20 protein-coding genes are annotated in these 22,651 nt (G+C 44.6%); 7 read left to right on the forward strand and 13 right to left on the reverse strand.

Features of this window, described 5'->3' with window-relative positions; genetic code table 11:
- Window positions 1-7: 7 nt before the first annotated feature.
- The 3 genes from MHB37_RS18420 to MHB37_RS18430 all read right to left on the reverse strand — a co-directional run bounded on the left by MHB37_RS18420 (window position 8) and on the right by MHB37_RS18430 (window position 2,662).
- On the reverse strand, window positions 8-952 hold the full coding sequence (locus MHB37_RS18420; protein ID WP_405168341.1) for an ATP-binding cassette domain-containing protein: 945 nt from the start codon (window positions 950-952) through the stop codon (window positions 8-10).
- A 251-nt stretch (window positions 953-1,203) separates the two neighbouring features.
- Complete coding sequence (locus MHB37_RS18425) at window positions 1,204-1,551, reverse strand: four-helix bundle copper-binding protein (RefSeq protein ID WP_036688030.1); 348 nt, start codon at window positions 1,549-1,551, stop codon at window positions 1,204-1,206.
- Window positions 1,552-1,642: 91 nt separating this feature from the next.
- Entirely contained in the window at window positions 1,643-2,662 is a 1,020-nt protein-coding gene (locus tag MHB37_RS18430) for a CobW family GTP-binding protein (RefSeq protein ID WP_405168342.1), read from the reverse strand.
- A 165-nt stretch (window positions 2,663-2,827) separates the two neighbouring features.
- On the opposite strand from MHB37_RS18430, the gene MHB37_RS18435 reads away from it, so the two are divergent.
- The 5 genes from MHB37_RS18435 (at window position 2,828) to MHB37_RS18455 (ending at window position 7,566) form a co-directional block, all read left to right on the forward strand.
- Complete coding sequence (locus MHB37_RS18435) at window positions 2,828-3,346, forward strand: molybdenum cofactor biosynthesis protein B (protein ID WP_076128304.1); 519 nt, start codon at window positions 2,828-2,830, stop codon at window positions 3,344-3,346.
- Window positions 3,347-3,850: 504 nt separating this feature from the next.
- Complete coding sequence (locus MHB37_RS18440) at window positions 3,851-4,888, forward strand: metalloregulator ArsR/SmtB family transcription factor (RefSeq protein ID WP_405168343.1); 1,038 nt, start codon at window positions 3,851-3,853, stop codon at window positions 4,886-4,888.
- Between the two features lie 24 nt (window positions 4,889-4,912).
- Window positions 4,913-5,710 (forward strand): ABC transporter permease, encoded by a 798-nt coding sequence (locus MHB37_RS18445; RefSeq protein WP_405168344.1) that lies wholly within the window; start codon window positions 4,913-4,915, stop codon window positions 5,708-5,710.
- Window positions 5,711-5,731: 21 nt separating this feature from the next.
- Window positions 5,732-6,751, forward strand: coding sequence for an ABC transporter ATP-binding protein (locus MHB37_RS18450; RefSeq protein ID WP_405168345.1), 1,020 nt, complete (start codon window positions 5,732-5,734; stop codon window positions 6,749-6,751).
- Entirely contained in the window at window positions 6,748-7,566 is an 819-nt protein-coding gene (locus MHB37_RS18455) for an ABC transporter permease (RefSeq protein WP_076128296.1), read from the forward strand. The genes MHB37_RS18450 and MHB37_RS18455 overlap by 4 nt, the downstream gene beginning before the upstream one ends.
- Window positions 7,567-7,870: 304 nt before the next feature.
- On the opposite strand, the gene MHB37_RS18460 is transcribed toward MHB37_RS18455, so the two are convergent.
- Both MHB37_RS18460 and MHB37_RS18465 read right to left on the reverse strand, forming a co-directional pair.
- The gene (locus tag MHB37_RS18460; protein WP_076128294.1) at window positions 7,871-10,177 is read right to left on the reverse strand and encodes a thiamine pyrophosphate-dependent enzyme; all 2,307 of its coding nucleotides are present in this window, start codon (window positions 10,175-10,177) and stop codon (window positions 7,871-7,873) included.
- A 25-nt stretch (window positions 10,178-10,202) separates the two neighbouring features.
- Window positions 10,203-11,213, reverse strand: a complete 1,011-nt coding sequence (locus MHB37_RS18465) for a 2-oxoacid:acceptor oxidoreductase family protein (protein ID WP_038571642.1) — start codon at window positions 11,211-11,213, stop codon at window positions 10,203-10,205.
- A gap of 321 nt (window positions 11,214-11,534) precedes the next feature.
- Between MHB37_RS18465 and MHB37_RS18470 the strand changes: the two genes are divergently transcribed.
- Window positions 11,535-12,878: an amino acid permease gene (locus tag MHB37_RS18470; protein ID WP_036688050.1), complete on the forward strand. Its 1,344-nt coding sequence runs from the start codon at window positions 11,535-11,537 to the stop codon at window positions 12,876-12,878.
- Window positions 12,815-13,567, forward strand: coding sequence for a hypothetical protein (locus MHB37_RS18475; protein WP_405168346.1), 753 nt, complete (start codon window positions 12,815-12,817; stop codon window positions 13,565-13,567). The genes MHB37_RS18470 and MHB37_RS18475 overlap by 64 nt, the downstream gene beginning before the upstream one ends.
- A 265-nt stretch (window positions 13,568-13,832) precedes the next feature.
- Here the strand turns inward: MHB37_RS18475 and MHB37_RS18480 are convergent, their stop codons facing one another.
- The 8 genes from MHB37_RS18480 to rhaA all read right to left on the reverse strand — a co-directional run bounded on the left by MHB37_RS18480 (window position 13,833) and on the right by rhaA (window position 22,641).
- Window positions 13,833-15,284 (reverse strand): nicotinate phosphoribosyltransferase, encoded by a 1,452-nt coding sequence (locus tag MHB37_RS18480; protein ID WP_076128292.1) that lies wholly within the window; start codon window positions 15,282-15,284, stop codon window positions 13,833-13,835.
- Between the two features lie 51 nt (window positions 15,285-15,335).
- Window positions 15,336-15,875 (reverse strand): cysteine hydrolase family protein, encoded by a 540-nt coding sequence (locus MHB37_RS18485; RefSeq protein WP_076280041.1) that lies wholly within the window; start codon window positions 15,873-15,875, stop codon window positions 15,336-15,338.
- A gap of 29 nt (window positions 15,876-15,904) precedes the next feature.
- Window positions 15,905-16,675: an NUDIX domain-containing protein gene (locus tag MHB37_RS18490; RefSeq protein ID WP_036688055.1), complete on the reverse strand. Its 771-nt coding sequence runs from the start codon at window positions 16,673-16,675 to the stop codon at window positions 15,905-15,907.
- 242 nt (window positions 16,676-16,917) lie between these two features.
- Window positions 16,918-17,367 carry a RicAFT regulatory complex protein RicA family protein gene (locus MHB37_RS18495; protein WP_076128288.1) on the reverse strand — a complete coding sequence of 150 codons (450 nt, stop codon included), beginning with the start codon at window positions 17,365-17,367 and terminating at the stop codon, window positions 16,918-16,920.
- Between the two features lie 25 nt (window positions 17,368-17,392).
- Window positions 17,393-18,979: a tRNA (N6-isopentenyl adenosine(37)-C2)-methylthiotransferase MiaB gene (gene miaB, locus MHB37_RS18500; protein WP_038571650.1), complete on the reverse strand. Its 1,587-nt coding sequence runs from the start codon at window positions 18,977-18,979 to the stop codon at window positions 17,393-17,395.
- A 273-nt stretch (window positions 18,980-19,252) separates the two neighbouring features.
- Window positions 19,253-20,347, reverse strand: coding sequence for an NADH:flavin oxidoreductase (locus MHB37_RS18505; protein WP_280753103.1), 1,095 nt, complete (start codon window positions 20,345-20,347; stop codon window positions 19,253-19,255).
- 148 nt (window positions 20,348-20,495) lie between these two features.
- Entirely contained in the window at window positions 20,496-21,341 is an 846-nt protein-coding gene (gene rhaD, locus MHB37_RS18510; protein WP_036688060.1) for a rhamnulose-1-phosphate aldolase, read from the reverse strand.
- A gap of 43 nt (window positions 21,342-21,384) precedes the next feature.
- The gene (gene rhaA / locus MHB37_RS18515) at window positions 21,385-22,641 is read right to left on the reverse strand and encodes an L-rhamnose isomerase (protein WP_076128282.1); all 1,257 of its coding nucleotides are present in this window, start codon (window positions 22,639-22,641) and stop codon (window positions 21,385-21,387) included.
- Window positions 22,642-22,651: the final 10 nt, after the last annotated feature.

A 22,651-nucleotide genomic window follows, 5' to 3' on the forward strand; every position in this document is an offset into this window, starting at 1 on the left:
CCCCTGTTCAACTCCTAGGATTCATCCATTTTTCTAAGTCATGCGATCCTCCGCGAGGTTCTACCGATTGTATTGAACCACCCGACTCCAAGATAACCCGCAAAAAAGTATCTGATTCTAAACTTGTTACTGTCAACGCCGTACGTTCTATGTTACAACTATCCTTAAACGTATTTATTGAAATGAAACCTGCCATTTCCTTCAATTGCTGCAGTTTCTGAATCGACAGATTAGACAATAGTATGTATGTAGAGGGTTTTATGTTTAGCTTCTCTGACCCCTGAATTGACTTTACAATTTTCCCTTCATGTATCACATGAACCTGATCCGCAAGCAATTCAATCCATTGGGGTTCATGTACAGAGAAGACTATAGCAGTCCCCTTATTTCTCAAAACGATGAGAAGATCAGCTAACTTATTCATTGAGGGGAGATCAAGGCCCGACATAGGTTCATCAAGAAGCAGCAACGAGGGACTTCCCAACAAGCTTTGAATCAAATTAATTTTTTGCAGCATTCCTTTGGAGAAATTTAGCATCGACTGCTTGCGAAAGTGCTCCAGTTTAAAAAGTTGAAATAACGTTGTTAGCTCCTGTTCGATCAGGACTGGCGCAAGGCCGCTAATCTGACCCATACTTCGCAAGTACTGTTCTGGGGTCAGCTTCAACCCTGGAAACATCTCAGGTGCATAACCAATGCTCAGATTTGGATCCTTACAACTCAGCTTTCCTGAGGAAATGTGGACAAGTCCAGCTAAGATTGACAACAGGGTACTTTTGCCGGATCCGTTTCGTCCGATCAGAGCTGTTACAGTTCCCTTTTCAATAGTGAACGATACATCCTCCAATACGGGTCGGCGTCCATACTGTTTACTGATCTGCTCTAATTCAATTAGGGAAGTAGCAACACCTATACTACCGCCGGCAAAGTTACGATCTACTAAGTTCGCCACTTAACATTCTCCCTTCATATCTACTGTTAATTCTCCGGTTCCCTACGAATTTCCTCTTCTAGGAATCAAAAAAAAGAAAGAACTGCCATAGCAGCCCTTTCTAAAATTTACTTTCAATCCAGTATTTCTCCCCTATTTTTCTACCAATAGCATGAATCAAACAGACCTGGATATAAAAAACCAGACTATTGCTATATTTCTACAGCAACAGTCTGGCTATTAGTTCATATATGAGAGTTAAGTTATACGATTTACGCATATACCTCAACAGCATCGCTAATCAAACGGCATGCCTCTGCAGCTTTACGGCAGGCATTAATACATTCTTGGCAGTGATTATGTATATGCTTGCTGCTTTCATCCGCGCATGCTTCACATATTTCTGCACATAGTTTTAGAATTCCAGATACAAACGGACTTTGACGGGTCATTGCTTGAATGGCATAAGAACAAATATCCGCACATTCACGATCGAGCCGCATGCTCTCACGAAGAGATGCAAGATCATATTCTTTTAGGCTTGAGACATAGCTGTAGTTACAGGCATTCATACTTTCGAGACAAGCGTCAATGCACTCCTGATATTGAATTCGGGTCATAGCCTTCAACCTCCTGCATTTTTAATGGTATGCCTTACTATTAACCTACAAGATTAGGAATGAACCACAGCTTCTTCTGAAGCAGAACGGATTACAGGCTTCTTTTGATCGTTCCAGGCCGAACTAAAATACGTCCTTCCATCTCCAGCAGCTTCGTGCGTAACTCACTGGATGAGAAATGTTCCCCGATAAATACAGCTACGTCTGGCACTTTGCCTTGAGGTGTGATTTTCATAAAATCAGCTTCACGGTAAGCATATTGAAAAAGAAAACGACTGGAGGTGTCATTAAAGGTCACAATGCCTTTAGCCCTATAAACATCACGCGGAAGCTCCTTGACGAACTGTTCAAAGGTTTCGCTGTTGACAGGTCGTTTGAAGTAATGTGTGTATGCCATCACGTGATCGTGGGAAGCGTGGGTGGCTCCTGAAGATTGCAGAGCTTCCTCATGCACATGGCTTTCGCTGTCGCTCTCTTCAAGCTCTGTATCCGTAAGAACTCCACCTGCGCTACGCAGGAGCTCCTCTGTGTCGATCTCACAACGCTCCGCTGGCATAATCGGTGCATAAGAATTCCATTTTCGCAGAACGGTTGTGATCTCTTCCGCTTCATCTGCTGAGACACGGTCAGTTTTATTCAGAATCAAAACAGAGGCGCAGCGAATTTGCTCCTGCATCAGTCGATAGGTTGCGCCCTGCTGCGCACGGTACAATTCGAGCAGATGCGCGGCGTCAACGACGGTGATCAAGCTTTTCAGCTCTACTTTTTGATACAGTGAAGTTTCGGTTACGCCATCTACAATTTCCAGCGGGTTCGCCGCACCTGTGGCCTCAATAACAACAACATCCGGTGATTCCTTCTTGATAAGAGTTGTTAGCTCTGTGCTGAGATCCCCTCGAATAGAACAGCAGATACAGCCGCCGAGCAGCTCTGCCATAGGAACGGTTTGCTCAACCAGCAGCCCATCCAGATTCACTTCACCCAGCTCATTCATCACTACTGCCGGGCGTAAGCCCTGATCTTTCCAATGTTCCAGCAGGCGCTGCAGCAGGGTAGTTTTGCCGCTTCCCAGAAATCCTGACAATATATACACAGGTACAACCTGTTCCATGATTCATCGCTCCTTGCAAATTACGGGTATGGTAGCGAGTTTACTACATGATGCCAAAGCACGCAAGCGGCACCCCTATATCCTCAAAAGATTAGCGCTGGATAACGAAACTTGTCTTTGCTTCCCCCATACCCTATCATGAGAACATCTCTAATTTAGGAGCTGATCTCATTGTCATCCGTTGAAGAACATCGGAAGGAAGCACCACAGTCCGTGTCCTGCTATATCATTACCGTCTCAGACACCAGAACTACTGAAACAGATACCGGTGGAGCTTTAATCCAATCCATGCTTGAGGCTGCCGGTTATGAAGTTATAGGCCGTACCATTATCAAAGACAACTATCAAGACATTCGTGAACTACTCTATAAAAACGCTGATCACACTGGAGTTGAAGCCGTACTGCTCACGGGTGGAACAGGAATTTCTCCCCGTGATACCACCTACGAAGCAGTTTCATCCTTGCTGGATAAAACGCTGCCGGGCTTCGGTGAGATTTTTCGAATGTTAAGCTACACAGAAGATATAGGTTCGGCGGCAATCCTTAGTCGAGCAATTGCAGGTACGATTGGCAACACAGCTATTTTTTCTATGCCCGGCTCCACTGGAGCCGTTAAATTGGCTATGGAACGGCTTATTATCCCGGAGCTTCGTCATGTAATGCGAGAGATATACAAACAATAATCCCACCCATTTTTTTTATTAACTAGACAAATAACCAAGCATACCTTTGTTCTGTGCGTATAATACGGTAAGTTCACACACAAAGGAGCTGAAGGAAATGTCAGAAGAATGTCCAAAATGTCCGGCCCAAACTGTCACCGACCCACCTAAGGTGGTTTATCAAGATTATTACCACCCTCAAGTTGTGAATGTTATTCACCCGGTAGAAATCGTTAGACGCCATCACTGTGTCCCAGTTCCTCGCCATTGCTACACCTATTCTGTTAAAGATATCATGTGCGATAACTCTATGATGCCTAGAGGCAGAAGATAAAACTCTACTTCATAACTCTATTAAAAGAATCCTATAAGTGAGAGAAACATCCATGTCCAACACATGGAGATGTGCTCTCGCTTTTTTCTGCATAAAAGATTTGACAATCCTGACCATTCCCCCTATAATTTTGAACACTTTACGCGAAAGTGGTTTTTGATTAACCAAACAGTTAATCGGAAAGGAAAGAGATGAGCTCACTCCAAACTTTAAATCGAAAGATCAAAACGGTCGTCAGTCCTTTTCATGAGTTATTATGCAGTCTTCATGTCTTCCATCAACCAGAACACCATCCAACAAGATTACAATGGGCTTTGGAGCTCAAGAAAAGAATGCCTCTTGCTCTACAGGAGAACATCCACACACTTGGGCAGTTGTCAGAACGTTGGATCACTCTGCTAGATTTACCGGACCGTATGGGTGTCCCTATTTCTTGCAATCAAGGAATCACTCTACTCAAAAAACTTCCGGATGCAGAGCTAGTGTATCTATTTATGAATCAAGAAATTGCACTAAGTACTATAGTCGAATGGCTGAATGAATCGGAAAGCAAACGTTCGCTGATGAAGTTGAGTGGAAACGTGAAGTACCTGATAAACAATCTGGCTAGTGTTCGCAAGCTGTTAATCTCAACATTAATTACATACGAACATGATTATTTCGGGCAGGAATGGGACTATATTGAACCATTTATGAACATCTCAGCCGCTCAGTTTCAAGACTTAGCCAGTCGTTCCCCGGAAAAGGCATTAAATACGCTCCACCCACGCCTCCTCTCAGAGAACGGGACTCTGACAGTACAAAAGGCTGTAACGTATTACTTTCCTTATGACCAGCTTGGACAAGTGTACGTTTTTCCTTCTACATTCATATTTCCGCATCTGCTTGTTGGCTGGTTCGAAGACACTTTATTTTTGCCTCTCACGGTGGATGTTCCCGGTCTTGCCTTTAGTGGGGGACCGCCGAGTGACCTGTTGCGCCAACTCAAAGCTTTAAGTGATGATACGCGGATGCGAATTCTGAAACTGCTGTGGAAAGGGCCGCATTGTACCAAGCAGCTTGCGCCAATATTGGGTATTTCTGAAGCTGCGGTCTCTAAACAACTAAAACAACTAAGTGAAGCAGGATTTACCCAATCACAGCGAAAAGGGAATTATTTATTTTATTCAGTGAACAAAGAAGTCTTTGATAATCTGCTCATCCTGCAAAGGCAGTACCTTGAACAATGAGGTTAATGAAAGGTGTGAGTATATATGTGGCATATCGCTATCGCAACCCTAAAAAGAAACCAAAAATCTAATCTTAGAGCCTTTCCCTGGACCTTTACATTCGGGCACATTATTGATGGAGTTTATCTAGTCATCATCTCTTATTTTTCTTATGTGTATCTAATCAAAGGGGATATAGATTCAAAATTTGCTATCTATAGTGGCAGTGAGGACTATCTGACCTATGTAATTATTGGAGGTATGCTCAGTATATTTTCCGTTAGTATGATGATGAATGTATCCAGGGCACTTATTACCGAATGGAGAGAAGGTACACTTGAGGCACTGCTGCTCTCCCCTTCAAGCCGGAGCGGTTATTTTCTAGGAAACGCAGTCCAGCAGTTGTATCGAAGTGGGGCGGAATTGCTGGTAGTTCTCTTCTTTGGCCTTTTAGCAGGACTTCGACTCCCCTCCGTTGACTTCCTATCTGTCTTCATGGGAATTTTGCTATTTTTACTATCGTGTTATGCGATGGCGCTGGTGCTAGGAAGCATTATGCTTTATACAAGGGACACCTTCATTGTGCAAAATACTCTATTTACGCTAACTGCTCTACTGTGTGGATTTCAGTTTCCAAGGCAATACTTGCCTGACTACTTGCAGGCTATAGGTGAGATTTTCCCATTGACCTATGCGCTACAACTCCTTCGAGGCTCGCTGCTAACTGGAGAAACAATACGATTACCTGACATATGGCCAATCATACTGCTTATTGTTGTATACATAACGGTTGGTCAATGGACAAACCGGCGCATAGAGCGCGGGTTGTTCGAACGATTCTAAAACCTTGGAGGGGTGAAACCATTGATTAATATGCATGAAGTTACTAAGATTTACGAGAGCAAACATAAACTGAGCTGGTTCCGTTCGGAAAAAAGATCAGTGACAGCAGTGAAATCACTATCTTTAGATATCGCTGCGGGGGAAATCGTAGGTCTTCTCGGTCTAAATGGCGCTGGAAAAACCACTACAATACGTATGCTTTCTACTCTCCTAGAGCCAACCTCCGGCAGGATTGAAGTCGATGGAATGTCACTACACAAAAATCGACAGGCCATTCAGCAAAAAGTAAATATGATCGCCGGAGGAGAACGAATGTTGTACTGGCGGCTCACTGGTAGAGAGAATCTTCAATACTTCGGTAAACTCTATGGAATGAACAGCCCTCACATCGCTAGAGAAGCAGGACGTCTTCTGGAGGAAGTAGGTTTGACCCAAGCTGCTGACCAACCCGTTGAACAATATTCTAAAGGGATGAAGCAACGGCTGCAAATCGCCCGCGGACTTATCAACGATCCACAATACTTATTTCTAGATGAGCCCACACTTGGCCTTGATGCCCCTATTGCCAGGCAGCTTCGCAGTACGATAAGAAAGCTTGCACTGGACAGTGGAAAGGGTATCCTTCTGACCAGCCATTATTTACAGGAGGTCGAAGAACTTTGTGACCGAGTTTATGTACTGAATCGAGGCGAGCTTCTGCTCTGTGACAAACCTGAGCGGATTGTCCATCAGGTTGCAGGCTCGCAAACTGCTCATTTAGAGGTTACAGGCTGGCATGAATCACTTCGTCCCAAGCTACTAGAGCATCTACGAACATTTACTCAGCCTGCGGAATTAATGGGTGTCTGCGCAACAGAAAAACTAGAACTTCAAAATGATGGACTGCAGCGCATTTCTGTAAAGACACCTTCGGCTGATAGAATCATTACAGAGCTCCTGCCATGGACTACTGAGCAGGGGCTTAGCATTAAAAGCTTCGCATCCGAAAAACCTACTTTGGAGGATGCGATTATCCTCCTTTCGGAAGGAAGGGTATTATGAACTTACATAGCTTATGGTTTACCCTTAGCGCGGAGATCACTAAGCAGCATCGAAATAGAGTTAAGGGACGCGCAGTGTTTTTTTCACTTCTACTCTGGCCGGCGCTCACCTTTTTAACCACCTACTTTACTATGCAGCCCTTTAGAACCGGAGCAGGATCAGCACTCTCAAAAGTAATACCAGATGGACGGATTCCCCTTTTTCTGCTGAGTGGATATCTCGTATTTCAGTTATACTGGACGGTTGTGCAAGCCGCATGGTTATTCGAACAAGAACGCAAAGGGGGCACACTTGAGGTAGTGTTCCTAACGCCAGCGTCAAAAATGGCCTTCCTGTATGGACGTTCCGTATATTCACTATTTCACGGAATATGGATGTTCGCTTGCTTCTCCATTCTGACTTTCATTTTTCTTGCGGACGTAACGACTGTTAACTGGGGCGCCTTATTACCTGTATTAATACTTATCATGATATCAGCGGTTATATGGGGAGCTTTGCTGTGTGCGATATCTCTCTTCTCAAGGGATTCAGGGCTACTCTATTACATCTTTCAAGCACCAATGGAGCTGTTTGGCGGGGTTCGTATTCCACCAGCAGTATTCCCAGCATGGGCAACGGGTTTATCCCTTCTGTTTCCACTCACATATAGTCTGGTTCTTGTGCGCGGGGCGTTATACGATAATATCGGTACTAGCTGGTGGTGGGCTCTCGGCGCTTTAATCGTAGGTAGTGCTTGTCTTGTCATTTGTACCCGCTATCTTCTGGTTAGAGCAGAACAACATGCAAGAGTAAAAGGAAACTGGACTTTATTCTAACTGTAAATGACCAAGTCTTTAACACATAGGACCTAAGAGACGTTATTTGCTGGTTTTTAGCTTTTTCAGAAGTTTTGCGGACTCCAGTGACACTATTCCTTCAAAAAGGGTTCATTTGGGGAGTTTTAGGGCCGATAACTGCTTTGGAGTCCGTTAGAATTTCAAACGGGAGAGAAAGCTTTGTTTAAGGTCAGTGGGGTCCGAAAACTGCTTCTTACGCGCAAATGCTCCCTAACCACAAAATAACCCGGCAGACAAATCTGCCGGGTTATTTCATATTTTATATACTGGAGATAAACACAGCTTATAAGTCAGGATGTTCGTGTTTTGCCTTGAGACGATTCCAACGGCGCTCAACTTCTTCTTCGAAGCTGTGTAAAGCTGGCTCATTCTCAGGTTTCAACAAATGACGAGTTTTACCCATTGTCTTCAGCCATGCTGAGAGCTCAACACGTTTGCCCTTATCTTCAGGATTATATGTGATATTCGTAGAACCATGCTCTACTTCATATAACGGGAAGAAGCAAGACTCAACAGCTAATGATACGATGTTCGTGCCTTCCTTATCATCAGACATCCAGTTTAGCGGACATGCGATCAGGATCTTACCATACACCAAACCTTCGTTTTGTGCGTACCACTGTGCTTTTGCCGCTTTTTTCACCAGATCCTGCGGATAAGCCTCCGAACCCGTGAAGACATAAGGAATGTTAGTAGCCGCCATAATTTGTGCTGTATCTTTATGCTGAGTAACTTTACCTTGCTGCTGCTTGCCGATACTGGAGGTTGAAGTACGGTGACCCAGTGGTGTCGAATAGGACTGCTGTGCTCCAGTATTCATGTAACCCTCGTTATCGTACTCTACAATAATCATTTTGTGACCACGCAGTGCAGCTCCAATTGCCGGTCCCATCCCGATGTCCATACCGCCATCTCCGGTTACCATAACAAACGTAAAGTCCTCTTTAAGCCCTAGTCCATCCAGCTCACCGCGACGTTTGCGTTCCCAGAACATCTCTACGACACCGGACAAGGTAGCTGCTCCATTTTGGAAAAGATTATGGATAAACGTTGATTTATGGGAGGAATACGGATACCCCGTAGTCGTTACCATGGCACAGCCTGTATGATAAAGTGCGACGATATCCCCTTCAATTCCTTTGAAGAAAGTCTCCAGTCCTGAGAAAATTCCACAACCTGGACACGCACCATGCCCTGGGGAGAGCCGTTTAGGTTTCTTCGTCAAGCTGCGCAGCGGAGGAATCCGTACGCTTAATTTGCCTGTTGCTTCATCCTGTTTCACAGTGATTAAGCCTGTCTTCAGTGAGTCAAAGTCCATTGGCTTCAGAAGACGTTGCGGAGCTTTATCTGGTGTACCCGGATTGTGGCCATAATAATCAAATGGTATGTCTACTCGATCTGCAGCAACAGCATCTATTGCTAATTGGAAAAAGGCATGACCGTCTTCTGCGTAGAAGTCCTTACCACCCAAACCGTAGATACGGCTAATTACTTTAGTCGTAGTGTTGCCATATGTGAACAGGGCTGCCTTGATTTCATTGACCATGTTACCACCATGTCCGCCAACAGAATCTGCACGGTCACCAACGGTGATTGCTTTAACATTTTTCAGCGCTTCAGCAATTTGCTTCTGCGGGAAAGGACGGATCATATTCGGCGAGATTGCACCGGCTTTGATCCCTTGCAACCGAAGCTGATCCACAACATCCTTAATAATCTCAGAGGCAGAATTCATCAAGAATACGGCTACTTCAGCATCTTCCATCCGATATTCCTCGATCATTGGATAATGACGTCCGGTTAACTCAGCAAATTCCTTCGCAATTTCTTCAAAAACTTCACCCGCATTGTACATAGCTACGGACTGCTGATAGCGGTTGTTAATATAGTCAGGTTCGTTCATATAAGGGCCAACCGTTACCGGATTATTGCGGTCTAAAGTATCGGTAAAGCCTGTTGGAGGCTGCGGTCCAACAAATTTATGAACATCCTCCCGATGAGTAAAAGCTTGAACGCGGCGTTTCTGGTGGGAGGTGAAATATCCATCTGAAGCCACCATTACCGGAAGACGAACTTTAGCATGTTCCGCAAGCTTCAATGCCATTAGGTTCATATCATAAACAGATTGTGGATCCCGGCACATTAAAATAGGCCAACCTGTATTCAAAGCAAAATACAAATCTGAATGGTCCCCGTGAATATTCAGCGGTCCAGAGATCGAACGGCAGATTAGATTCATAACCATAGGCATACGCGTACCAGCTTGTACAGGCAATTGCTCAAGCATGAACATATAACCTTGGGCACTGGTAGCATTAAATACACGTCCGCCAGCCGTTGAAGCGCCATAACAGATTCCAGCAGAGCTATGCTCGCCATCTGACGGAATCAGCATAATATCATGCTGGCCATTCGCTTTCATCGTATCAAGAAATTGTGCTACTTCTGTCGATGGAGAAATCGGAAAATACCCCATTACATGATAATTAATCTGATGAGCAGCATAAGCTGCCATTTCATTGCCGGATTCATATAGGAATTTCTGCTCTACTTTAGCAGAGCCTACTTCTTTTTCATAATCTATAGCCACGTGTATTCCACCTTTCCTCCGTTAATTAGGCCTCAGTAACGAGATCAAAAATATGCCGGACCGTATGACTCTCTGCGTAGCCCTCTTCCTCACGTTCGCCAGACAAGGCAGTTGTAGGACAAGCTTCTACACATTTTAAACAGCCTTTGCAGTATTGATAATCAATACCTTGCAGGAACATTTGTGGACGCCCCTTCTTATCAGGCTGCTCATCCCAAACAAAACACAGATCAGGACACACCGTATCGCACTGCGCACAATGAATACAATCCTCCTGCTTAAAATGAGGCAGCAAACCGGAGCGAGAAATGCTCAAGTTCTTTAAAAAGCTGCTGCCAGGATTCGTAATGGTACCGCCGATAGGCTGTGTTTCATAACCCAATGCGGAAATATCAGACCGCACGAACTCAGGCATTGTCACGCCCGCAGGCAGTGGAAAATGCATAAACTTAACTTCATTAAATCCACGGTCGAAAGTAGTCAGTGCTGACTGTACTGCCTGTGGATATTTTTTGCCTAGTGATTTCTCTATAACGCCTTTCATAATTTCAGGGTCCAAGAAATCACACATCCGGAACAACGCGCCTAGCATCGCCATATTAACGCGGTTTTTCTCATCTAAGGCGATCGTTGTAGCATCAACGACTGCAATAGTTCCTGCCATCATATTCAGGGAGGATTTCAATTCCTCCGGCGATTTTGCTGAGTTCACCAATACTGTGCTATGTTCATAAATTCCGCTAATTACGTTAACTGTCTTTGCTAATGCTTCGTGAAATACCCCAACAACATGCGGACGCTCAACCGGAGACGTGTCACGAATAGGCGTATTCAAATCACAAAACCGGATATGCGCTTTTACCGCTGATCCCTTCTTCTCCGAACCATATGACGAAAAGCTGACCCCATTCATTCCAGCACCGACAACACCTGCTTCTGCAAGCATTTTACCAGCCAGGTTCGCACCCAACCCTCCAATTGACTCCAGACGAATCTCAAAAAATCCGAGCTCGTTCACTTTTGGTAACTGTACCACCGACATAGCCCCTTTCAGAATGTCATCTAGTATAATATCCTTTTGACTTTTTCAACGATTGTAACTTGATTTTGCAAGACGCGAAGTGACAAATCTTGCATTTTCCAAGTGTTGCCTAAGCTTATTTATCTACTTTCATTTAGCAATAAAATTAAAAATTAAGATGTTAAATTCATCACATTCTTCATGATAAATATCACACACCGATGAAAATCACCTCTATTTCTACAAATGTGTATCATTTATACTTTTCAACTAGTCCATTTCAGGATAAACTGATTCTTGGTGTAATTTTTTGAACCTACTTAGGAGGCATTAAATGTGAAGTCAAACGAAGCATCATTACAGAAAAAATTGCTTCCACGGCATATCAGCTTTATGGCGATGGGCGGCGTAATCGGTACGGGGATTTTTAAAGGAAGCTCTGAGACGATAAGCATTGCTGGACCAGGGGTTGTTCTCTCCTATGTATTGGCAGGCTTGCTGCTACTAGTCGTTATGGGTGCAATTGCCGAAATGGCCACGGTATACCCGAACAAAAATATGAAGGAATTCATCCGCGAGGCTTTTGGAGAACGGCTCTCCTTTATCGTGGGTTGGCTATATTGCTTCATGTGGTTGACTGTCTGCGTGATCGAAGTGCTGGCGGCAGGAAGCTTCTTGCAGTACTGGTTACCGGATGTTCCATTATGGCTACTGAGTCTAGCAAGTGGTGCTTTAATTATTGGCATCAATATGATGAGTGTAAGCGGTTATGGAGAGACGGAGTTTTGGTTAGCAGGAATCAAAATAGCTATGATTATCATCTTTATTATTCTGGGAGCTGCATTATTGTTTGGGCTATTGCCTATGTCTGAAGGGACTCCCTATTTAAGTAATTTTACGGATTATGGCGGATTATTCCCACAAGGCTGGACACCTATCTTCTCTGCCCTTCTGGTCGTCATGTTCTCCTACGGCGGATCTGAGCTGATTGGACTAACTTTAACAGAAACTCAAGATGCAGAAAAAGTGTTGCCTAGAGTTGTCAAAAGCTTCATTTTGCGTGTTATTCTGTTCTACACCATTCCAATTCTGATCATCTGTGGGTTAATTCCTTGGAATCAGCTTAACGAGCATACCAGCCCCTTTGTGCAGGTATTAGCAGCTACAGGACTTAAGGGTGCTGACCATGTTATGAACTTCATACTGATTACGGCTGTGCTCTCTGCTGCTAACTCTGGTATCTACGGCGCCACACGGATGTTGCACTCTTTGGCTTCACAGGGTGAAGCTCCACGTAGCTTAGCAAAGACCTCAGCAAAAGGTGTGCCGATCAACAGTCTTAAACTTTGCGCTATAGTTCTTTTTGTTGGTTCTATGTTAGCGTACTTCGCACAGGATGGACTTTTCCGGCTGCTGATGGCTGTTCCCGGCTTCGTAGTAAGCTTGGTATGGATCAGCATCTGCCTATCACAGCTGAAGCTGCGGAAAACCTATCCTAAAGAGCCAAGCTTTAAAGTGTGGGGTTTCCCTTATATTACGATTTTGACGCTTATCTGTTTGTCGGTTATCACGATTTCCTTCCTTTTCGACACTCAGAACCGGATCAGCATAGGCACATGTCTGGGCTTCCTGCTGATGCTTACCATCTGGTCATTCGCGAAATTCCGGAAGAAGAACTAAACTATATATCTCGCACTTACATGAAAAAAGGTGTATCCATTATTCTTCGCGATCGCGTAGAACGGGGATACACCTTTTCTTATGGGACCGTTGATTTGCCTACTCGCATCGAATTCGCCCTATTCTACGGAATTTATACCGTTGATTTGCTCACTCACACCGGATGCGCCCCATTCTGCGGGATTTATACCGTTGATTTGCCTACTCGCATCGAATTCGCCCTATTCTACGGGATTTATACCGTTGATTTGCTCACTCGCACCGGATTCGCCTCATTCTGCGGTATATATACCGTTGATTTGCTCACTCGCACCGGATTCGCCTCATTCTACGGGATTTATACCGTTGATTTACCTAATCGCACCGGATTCGCCCCATTCTGCGGGATTTATACCGTTGATTTACCTACTCACACCGGATGCGCCTCATTCTGCGGGATTTATACCGTTGATTTGCCTACTCGCACCGGATTCGCCTCATTCTGCGGGATTTATACCGTTGATTTGCCCACTCGTACCGGATGCGTCTCATTCTGCGCGATTTATACCGCTGATTTTCCTACTCGTACCGGATGCGCCTCATTCTACGGGATTTATACCGTTAATTTGCTCACTCGCACCGGATTCCCCTCCTTCTGCGGGATTTATACCGTTGATTTGCTCACTCGCACCGGATTCGCCTCATTCTAAGGGATTTACTAATTCTTTTGGGGGTATGGTAATTTCTCGATGTACTTTAAGTAGTGTTCTGTTGCAAAAAATACAACAAAATCCAAAACAGATATACGCAGACAAGCTGTCTTATATACTTTGAGAAAATAAACTCACGGCGTTCGAAGTTAACAAACGCAAGCTTCACCCAACGCAAGCTTCACCCAAACGTCGGCTTCACCCAAACGCAAAAAAGCACAGGAATCTAATCTTCCCGTGCTTCTTTCCATCGAAACTACAAAATCTACTCGATCTCCGGCTGAATATGCTCCGCGATCAATTGTTGCTTGCTGGTCCAGACCTTCTCACTCAGATTCACCCGGTACACCTCTGGATTGAGCTTACGCAGATATTCCGGCCAGAACAGATCCTTCTGCTCCCGATGGTAACGGCGAACTTCATTCAGATCCGGCAAAGTATAAACTTGGAAGCCGTTCACGTAAATCGGTTCAAGCATAGGCAGCGCTTCATAACGCTCCACATACTTGTGCATGTATGGATGCAGCGGATTAAACAGCTTCACCCGACCGCCGTTTCGTGGAGCTTCCTCTTCCGGGAAGCAGATATAATCTGCTAGCGCTTTGCCATTTTTCCCGATAATCCGGAATACGTCCTTGCTGCCTGGTGTGGATACTTTTTCAGGGTTAGAAGAAATCTTGATTGTCGGTACCATTTCTCCAGTTGCGGACTCAATTTCTACCAGCTTATAAACTCCACCCAAAGAGGGTTGATCCGAAGCCGTAATCAATTGTGTGCCTACACCCCATGTGTCGATGGCTGCACCTTGCAGCTTCAGATCCATGATTGTATTCTCATCCAGATCGTTGGACGCCACAATCTTCACATAATCTAGCCCCGCTTCATCCAGCATATTCCGTGCCTGCCGGGATAGATAGGCCAAGTCACCGCTGTCTAAACGGATACCGATCATCTTTTTACCTTGAGCTTCAAGCTTTTTGGCGGTTCTAATCGCATTCGGCACACCACTGCGCAACGTATCGAAGGTATCAACTAATAGTGTAACTTCATCCGGCATCACCTTAGCATAAGCATCAAAAGCTTCCTGCTCGCTGCTGAAGCTCTGAACCCAAGAATGAGCATGTGTACCTTTGGTAGGGATGCCAAACATTTTACCTGCCAGCATGTTGGAGGTTGCATCAAAGCCGCCGATATAGGCCGCTCTAGCGCCCCAGACCGCCGCATCCGCTTCTTGTGCCCGACGGGTACCAAACTCCAGGAGTATATCATTCGGAGCTACCTGCTTGATTCGGGAAGCTTTCGTAGCGATCAGCGTCTGGTAGTTCATGAAGTTCAGAATAGCGGTCTCCACCAGCTGCGCTTCCATGATCGTCCCTTCCACACGGATTAGTGGTTCATCCGGGAAAATCAACGCCCCTTCTTTCATCGAATAAACGTTGCCCTGAAAATGAAATTGCAGCAATTCTTCCAAAAAAGCAGGAGCGTAATTTTCTTCTTGCTCCGATAAGTAACGGATATCATCTTCGGTGAAACGCAAGCCGCCGATGTACCCAACGATACGCTCTAATCCTGCGAACACGGCATAGCCGTTTCCGAAAGGCAATTTGCGGAAATAAGCTTCAAATACAGCTTTTCGCTTATGGCTTCCATTCACCCAGTGGGCATACATCATATTGATCTGATATTTATCTGTATGTAGCGCAAGTTCTCTCTTCAAGTCCTCATCTCCTAATATCCACGTTGCTGTATGTGTATGTTTTTTATAGTATTATGCCTTAACAACGTCTGCTCCTAAACTTCCCCGGAAATGATTTAGTGCCCATTTATGTCCATCCGCGTTGAAGCTGGCGACCGCATCTTCGTGCACAGTAATAGTAAAACCTTTGTTATATGCATCCACCGCAGTGTGCAAAACACATATATCTGTACATACGCCAATCAAATGAAGGTCAGTAATGCCACGTTCCCGCAGCTTAAGCTCCAGATCAGTTCCACTAAAAGCGCTATATCGAGTTTTGTCCATCCAATAGATGGAATCCTGGTCAGCTTCATAAACAGTTTTCAAACTTCCATAAAGCTCCCGCCCTCTAGTCCCTCGTACATTGTGAGGTGGAAACAGTTTACTCTCGGGATGATAAGGATCATTGTCTTCATGTAAATCAACAGCCATTACAACATAATCGCCATTTTGGACAAACTCAGACGTTAATTGGCTGATTCTTGGCTCAATATCGATTGCAGGCTGCCCAACCGGTAAATTCCCATCGACAAAATCATTGGTAAAGTCAATTACTATTAGTGCTCTCATGAGAATCGTCCCTCCCCTGATTTAAGACACTACGTATAAATAGACAACAATGGCTCGTGATCTGTAAACATATACAGCTGAGCCGGGCGTTGTGAGTATTGATTGGAGCTGAGTGCATTGCCCTCTTCATCTCTCACTTCTTTTAATATACCCTGACGGCTGCGTGTTGACGTGATTTTACGAATAAAATTTGGTTCTTTAAATTCCGGCACTACTGTCTGAATCACCTGATAAAGCTCACTTAGCGTAAAATGCCTAGGCAAAAACTGTCTTGCTATCGTTGTCTGCAGCATTTGCTGTTGGATACGTACGTATGCATCCTTGATGATTTCATGGTGGTCAAAAGCGAGCTCCAGTTCTTCTAACGCTTCCTGTAACGTAAATAAACCCACTTCACCCGCATCGTCGGAAGCTTGTCTTTGCTCCAGCATCCACTCTTCTACTAAAGCGAAAAAGGCATGGCTGATAATCCATCCCCGAGGGTCGCGGCCAGGTGTACTATAAACCCCAAGATATTCTAAGTGACCTCCATCGACACCGGTCTCTTCTTTCAGCTCACGAGTTGCAGCATCATATATAGACTCATCTTCCTGACAGAATCCGCCTGGTAGAGCCCACATGCCTGCACATGGCCATTTTTTCCGTCTAATTAACATTACCTTCAACTCACGTAAAGGCAGCGTCTTGGTGACCGTCTTCCGTTCGCGTTTGGTCAGTGTAAACATTACAATGTCGGCCGGAACACCATCCGGTGTACGATATTTTTTGGCGTTATAGGTTAATTCCCCATTGTCGCTCATAATTGCCCCATCCTTTTCCGAAGCTGTAGTTTTACTTATTCGTATCTTTAAATGTACCAAACATGTTCTTCATAAATCAACAGATGAATTCCATTATTTTACATTATCCTACAAAAAAGACTATATGAGAAACGACGTTGTCGTTGAATTATAAGGATTATGTATTTTCATGTACTTTACTTCTACCTCTTATATTGAAATAAAGGGACGGATCTGCATCCGCCCCCTGAACTGAGTGTGGGTTATCCGCATGTGGTCGGAGGCGCTTCAGTGCCGGCTTCCACATTTATTTTTTCCGAAACGGTATCTCTAATCACGGAAATTACCAGCTGAAGCAAATAATTAATGTCGCTCTGGCTTTGCTGAAATTCGTTCACGACTGGAATACCGTCGATCTCATCTTGCAGCACTTCAATTTCACGTTCAATTTTGGCGACCATATCTTTATTATTGAAGCTTTCGAAGGCCACGATTTCTTTTTGTTTTTTCTTAATGGTCGCAATCAGTCCTTGCACACGCTCGTGATTAAGAATTTTTTGCTCAGCCTGCTGAAAATGGCGTACCTCTTCACTGGTTGAGATTAATGATGCTAGTTCTTTAGCTTTGCCCATAATATCCTCGCGAACGATCAGATCACGGGTATTATAAGTTTTCATTCCATATTTATTCAACTGTTGTTCTTCTGTACTCATTAGTCATCTCCCCATTCGTATGTGATTAATGAACAGCTGCGGCCTCGACCACAATATCCCCTTTAATGTACCATGTTTTGGTATCTGTAATTCTCACGTTTACAAATGTGCCGATAAGCTCCTTAGGACCTTCAAAATGGACCAGCTTGTTAGCGCGGGAACGGCCGGAAAGGACTTCGGAGTTATTCTTACTCTCCCCTTCAACCAATACCTCTACAACTTCACCCAGCATCCGGTCATTAATGATCCGGCTGTTCTCTTTGATGAGATCATTTAATCTTTGCAGACGTTCACTCTTCACCGACATCGGTACATTATCTTCCATCGCCGCTGCTGGTGTGCCCTCACGTGGAGAATAAATGAACGTATATGCCATATCATACCCAACCTCACGCACAAGCGATAGGGTATCTTCAAATTGCTCATCAGTCTCCCCAGGGAAACCAACGATAATATCGGTACTTAATACAGCATTCGGCACACTTATCTTAATCTTGCGTACTAATTCCAGATAAGCTTCCCGGGTATATTTACGGCTCATTTTCTTAAGAACGGCAGTACTCCCCGATTGAACCGGCAGATGGATATGCTCCACCAAGTTGCCGCCTTTGCCCAAAACCTCAATCAATTTATCGTCAAAATCTCGTGGATGCGATGTCATGAAGCGAATGCGCGGAATATCAATCAGACGCATATCATCCATCAGGTTACCGAAAGTGTAATCAATATCCGTAAAATCTTTACCGTAAGCATTTACGTTCTGCCCCAATAGCGTTACTTCCTTGAAGCCTTGGCGCGCAAGCTCTCTCACCTCAGCGATAACGTCCTCTGGACGACGACTGCGTTCTTTACCGCGTGTAAACGGTACGATGCAATACGTGCAGAACTTATCACAGCCATACATAATGTTCACCCAAGCGCGCATGCCTTCCCGCTTCTTCGGCAAGTTCTCAATAATGTCGCCTTCTTTGGACCATACCTCAACCACAAGCTCTTTACTAAATACCGCTTCTTTAATGAGGTGTGGCAACCTGTGAATATTATGCGTACCGAAGATCATATCCACGAAGCCATGCTTTGACATAATCCGGTTGACTACGCCTTCCTCTTGGGACATGCAACCGCATACCCCTAACAACAGACCCGGCTTCTCGATCTTCAGGTTCTTAAGATGTCCTAGCTCTCCAAATACCTTATCCTCGGCGTTCTCCCGAATCGCACAAGTATTCAGCAAAATGAGATCCGCGTCATTCCGGTCAGCGACACTGCGGTAGCCCATCTGTTCCAATAGGCCCTTCATCGTTTCCGTGTCATGCTCATTCATTTGGCAGCCATAAGTTGTTATATGATAATATTTGCCCACTCCGAAATTCTGCATCTCTTCAGGAATCTCGAAATCATAATGCACTTCTATTTCTTCCTTGCCGCGCCGTTTTCCTTCTTTATAGTCAGGCTGGCTATTAATTTGCACATTTCTTCCTTTAATCCGGTAAGTAACCTTACCTTCCTCTTCACTAATTACCTTTGCATCACTAAAATCAAAATATTTCGAATAATCCTTAGAACCCTTGCCGGATTTTAAGTCCGGTGAGTTATGGTTCCCCTTTGTCATGCTGTTTTCACGTCCTCTATTGTTCAACAATTATTTTTATACTTTGCTAATTTAAAATTATAACATAATGCTGGCCTAACATAGAAGTGCCCGGTCTATTAATGATGTAATGAAGCGTTGCATATCGACAAAAAAATACCCCGCCAACGTTTGGCAGGGTCAAGTTCTATCATATTAAGGGGGGTATGCTACTATTATAAGCAGATACACTCCTCTTGAAACAGTTACACAACCTCTTACCTAAAAAAATAGTCATTGTATATTCTGCTAGTTTTAGTAAAGCGTATTCGTTGCTTCAGGAGTAAATGGGATGATTTCGTCTATCGCTCCACTCTGTACTTTGGCAGGCCAAGCCGGATCGCTAATAAGCGCTCTGCCCACTGCAACCAAATCAAACTCCTCCCGATCAAACCTTTCAGTTAACTCATCAATATTATCCTCAGGCTTCTGAGCTTTATCTTCCTCGAAGAAATCGCTTTGCAGGCCAATAGAGCCTACTGTAATACACGGCTTCCCGGTAAGCTTCTTAGTCCACCCAGCTAAATTAAGATCAGAGCCAGCAAATTCAGGTTGACTGAAGCGTCGGGTCGAGCAATGAAAGATATCTACACCCGCTTCGCTAAGCGGTGCCAGGAAACTCGCAAGTTCTTCTGAAGTCTTCGCCAGCTTCTCATCATACGCCCCCAGCTTCCACTGGGAAAAGCGCAGCACGATTGGGAAGTCTGGTCCAACCGCTTGACGACATGCTTTAATGATCTCGACAGCGAATGTTGTTCTTCCTACCAAATCGCCACCGTAACGATCGGTACGTTTATTCGTTCTATTCCAGAAGAACTGGTCTATCAGATACCCATGAGCGCCATGCAGCTCGATGCCATCAAAGCCAACGCTTTTGGCATTTGCCGCCGCTTGAGCGAAGGCTGTTACTAAGCTTTCAACCTCTTCTGTGGTCAGCGGCTCTGTCACCGGCTCACCTGCTAAATTAAGACCCGAAGGGCCTACAGGAAGGGCTTCAACGTTAGGATACTCGCCGATTGTACGCGCCATCCCCACATGCCAAAGCTGCGGGATGATCTTGCCGCCAGCTGCGTGAACCTCTTCCACAACCTTCTTCCAGCCTTCTAAAGATGCTTCTTCATGTATATTAGGAATATCTTGGTGACTGACAGCCGCTGGATGATTTATCGCAGTACCCTCAGTAACAATTAATCCCACTCCACCCTCTGCACGTCTACGATAATAAGCAGCAACATTGCTTCCCGGCACACCCTTCGGAGACTGCGCGCGTGTCATCGGCGCCATTACAAATCGGTTCGACAGCGAAAGATTCCCCACTTGAAAAGGTAAAAATAGTTGCTCTGTATTCATATGTTACCTCCAATTTATTAATTGATTACTTTAAGTAAGCTTATTATCTACCCAAAAGATGGGAAATGCAAATTTTAAGAAAAAGACAACAAAAACCGGACCTCGCAGAATCTACGATTGCCCGGTTTCACCAAATTATAATGACTCTCTAGACTTCAAGAATCCCCGCTTTAGGTGTAACTCCAAATGCTTTAGCTAAATCCCATAGCTGTTGGTCTGTGATCTTTTGTTTGATTTCTCTACCGCCAATCAGGTTGTAGATCGTCGCAGCCTTTTCAACCGTTTCTACTAGACCAAAGGTAGCATCCATGGTGGAGCCAGTGCCAAAAATCCCATGCTGCGGCCAGATGACTAAACGGTGATCCTTCATTTTTTTGGCAGTCTCACGGCCGATTTCACTGCTGCCCGGAACAATCCACGGAATAACACTGACCCCATCAGGGAAAACAACAAGGCACTCTGTGCACATTTCCCATAACGTTTTGGTAAACTTCAGTTCGTCCAGATCATGCGTGAAGGTCATCGCGATAACATTTGTAGCATGTGTATGCAGCACGATACGGTGTGTGGGATCTACTTTCAAACGTTCAATATGACTCATAAAATGCGAAGCGAGCTCACTCGTAGGAACTGCACCATTCCGCAATCCCCACAATACTTCCACACTTTCGCCATTGCCGCTAACTCTTAACACTCCCAAATTCGCTTCAGGGTCTTTAATCACATTTCTGAAATATTTGCCCGAACCTGTTACGATAAAATACTTGCCTGCTAATTCTTTTACCGGAAAGGTGAGTTTGATCGTACGCAAAGGCTCCAGTACATTAATATACTTAGCCACCTCGTTCTCATCCAGCAAATAGCTGACATTCCCACCATTCAGTTCATCCCAGCCAAGCTCCCACATATGACGGGTAATCTCTGACATTTCCTGAATAAATGGAGCTTCACTGCTGGCAATATAACCTTTTGATTCTAACAAGGATGTACTCATAGTCTATTCTCTCCTTTGTATTTGCTGCTCTCCGTATCCACTTCTATCTTAAAGACAAAACGTCTTGTTCATAATTTTTCACTTCAGTAAGCCATTGCTCACGCACCGGTGTACCTTGTGATGCACAGTAGTAATCCCAGACCGCTCCAAACGGATACGATTTGAACTCTTCTACCAGAGCAAGACGTGAAGTATAATCCCCGGACCGCTCGATTTGCTTAAGTTCTTCCACTGGTTCCAGCATCGCACGCAGCAACGCCTTAATAGTGTTGCGGGTGCCAATGACCCATGCCGCGAGATGATTGATACTGCCATCAAAGAAATCCAATCCAATATTCGTACGAGGAAGTAAATCCCCGCGAACCAATTCACGGGCGATTTCCAGCAGCTCATCATCCATTGTTACCACATGGTCACTGTCCCAGCGGACAGGTCTGCTGACATGCAGCAGCAGCTGCTCACTGAACATCAGAATCGAAGATAATTTATTCGAAATCACTTCTGTAGGATGAAAATGTCCCGCATCCAAACAGATCGCTTTTCCATTTGTTAAACCATAACCCATATAGAATTCATGAGAGCCAACCACATAGCTTTCAGAACCAATTCCAAACAGTTTACTTTCCAAGGCATCCATATTATAAAGCGGATCTATTTCCTGACTAAAAATCTCATCCAGCGACTCTTTTAAACGTACTCTCGGAGCTAGCCGATCTACTGGCGTATCCTTATATCCGTCTGGAATCCAAAAGTTCGTCACACAAGGCTGACCCAGCTCCCGCCCAAAATGCTCAGCGATCGTACGTGAAGCTTTACAGTGTCTGATCCAGAAATTCCGAATCTCCGCGTCCGAATGACTGAGAGTGAATCCATCGGCTGCTTTCGGATGTGAGAAACAAGTAGGGTTAAAATCAAGCCCTAAGCCCTGCTCCTTCGCCCAATCCACCCAGGATTGAAAATGTCGTGGCTCTAGTTCATCCAAATCTACAGGTTCATCTGTATCTGCGTAAATAGCATGCAGGTTAACCTTATGTTTACCAGGAATAAGAGACAACGCCTTTTCTAAATCTTGACGTAGTTCATCTGGTGTACCCGCCCGGCCCGGATAACTTCCCGTTACCGCAATGCCCCCGCTTAGTTCTTTTTCCTTAAAAAGAAAACCTTTTACATCATCACCCTGCCAGCAATGAATGGAAATTTTAATTTGCGCGAGTCGCTCCAGCACTTTATCCACATCAATACCGTGGGCTGCGTATAGTTTTTTGGCTTCGTTATAACTAGTGATAATGCTCTGATCCATGCTGTTTATC

The organism is Paenibacillus sp. FSL H3-0286 (genome assembly GCF_045040705.1).
Taxonomy (GTDB): Bacteria; Bacillota; Bacilli; order Paenibacillales; family Paenibacillaceae; genus Paenibacillus_AQ; species Paenibacillus_AQ odorifer.

Bases quoted from the DNA above. Each gene is read 5' to 3' on its own strand.
- MHB37_RS18425 (WP_036688030.1), bottom strand. From the start codon at position 1,551: ATGACCCGAATTCAATATCAGGAGTGCATTGACGCTTGTCTCGAAAGT.
- MHB37_RS18430 (WP_405168342.1), bottom strand. From the start codon at position 2,662: ATGGAACAGGTTGTACCTGTGTATATATTGTCAGGATTTCTGGGAAGC.
- MHB37_RS18440 (WP_405168343.1), top strand. From the start codon at position 3,851: ATGAGCTCACTCCAAACTTTAAATCGAAAGATCAAAACGGTCGTCAGT.
- MHB37_RS18445 (WP_405168344.1), top strand. From the start codon at position 4,913: ATGTGGCATATCGCTATCGCAACCCTAAAAAGAAACCAAAAATCTAAT.
- MHB37_RS18455 (WP_076128296.1), top strand. From the start codon at position 6,748: ATGAACTTACATAGCTTATGGTTTACCCTTAGCGCGGAGATCACTAAG.
- MHB37_RS18475 (WP_405168346.1), top strand. From the start codon at position 12,815: ATGTCTGGGCTTCCTGCTGATGCTTACCATCTGGTCATTCGCGAAATT.
- MHB37_RS18485 (WP_076280041.1), bottom strand. From the start codon at position 15,875: ATGAGAGCACTAATAGTAATTGACTTTACCAATGATTTTGTCGATGGG.
- MHB37_RS18490 (WP_036688055.1), bottom strand. From the start codon at position 16,675: ATGAGCGACAATGGGGAATTAACCTATAACGCCAAAAAATATCGTACA.
- MHB37_RS18495 (WP_076128288.1), bottom strand. From the start codon at position 17,367: ATGAGTACAGAAGAACAACAGTTGAATAAATATGGAATGAAAACTTAT.
- miaB (WP_038571650.1), bottom strand. From the start codon at position 18,979: ATGACAAAGGGGAACCATAACTCACCGGACTTAAAATCCGGCAAGGGT.
- MHB37_RS18505 (WP_280753103.1), bottom strand. From the start codon at position 20,347: ATGAATACAGAGCAACTATTTTTACCTTTTCAAGTGGGGAATCTTTCG.
- rhaD (WP_036688060.1), bottom strand. From the start codon at position 21,341: ATGAGTACATCCTTGTTAGAATCAAAAGGTTATATTGCCAGCAGTGAA.
- rhaA (WP_076128282.1), bottom strand. From the start codon at position 22,641: ATGGATCAGAGCATTATCACTAGTTATAACGAAGCCAAAAAACTATAC.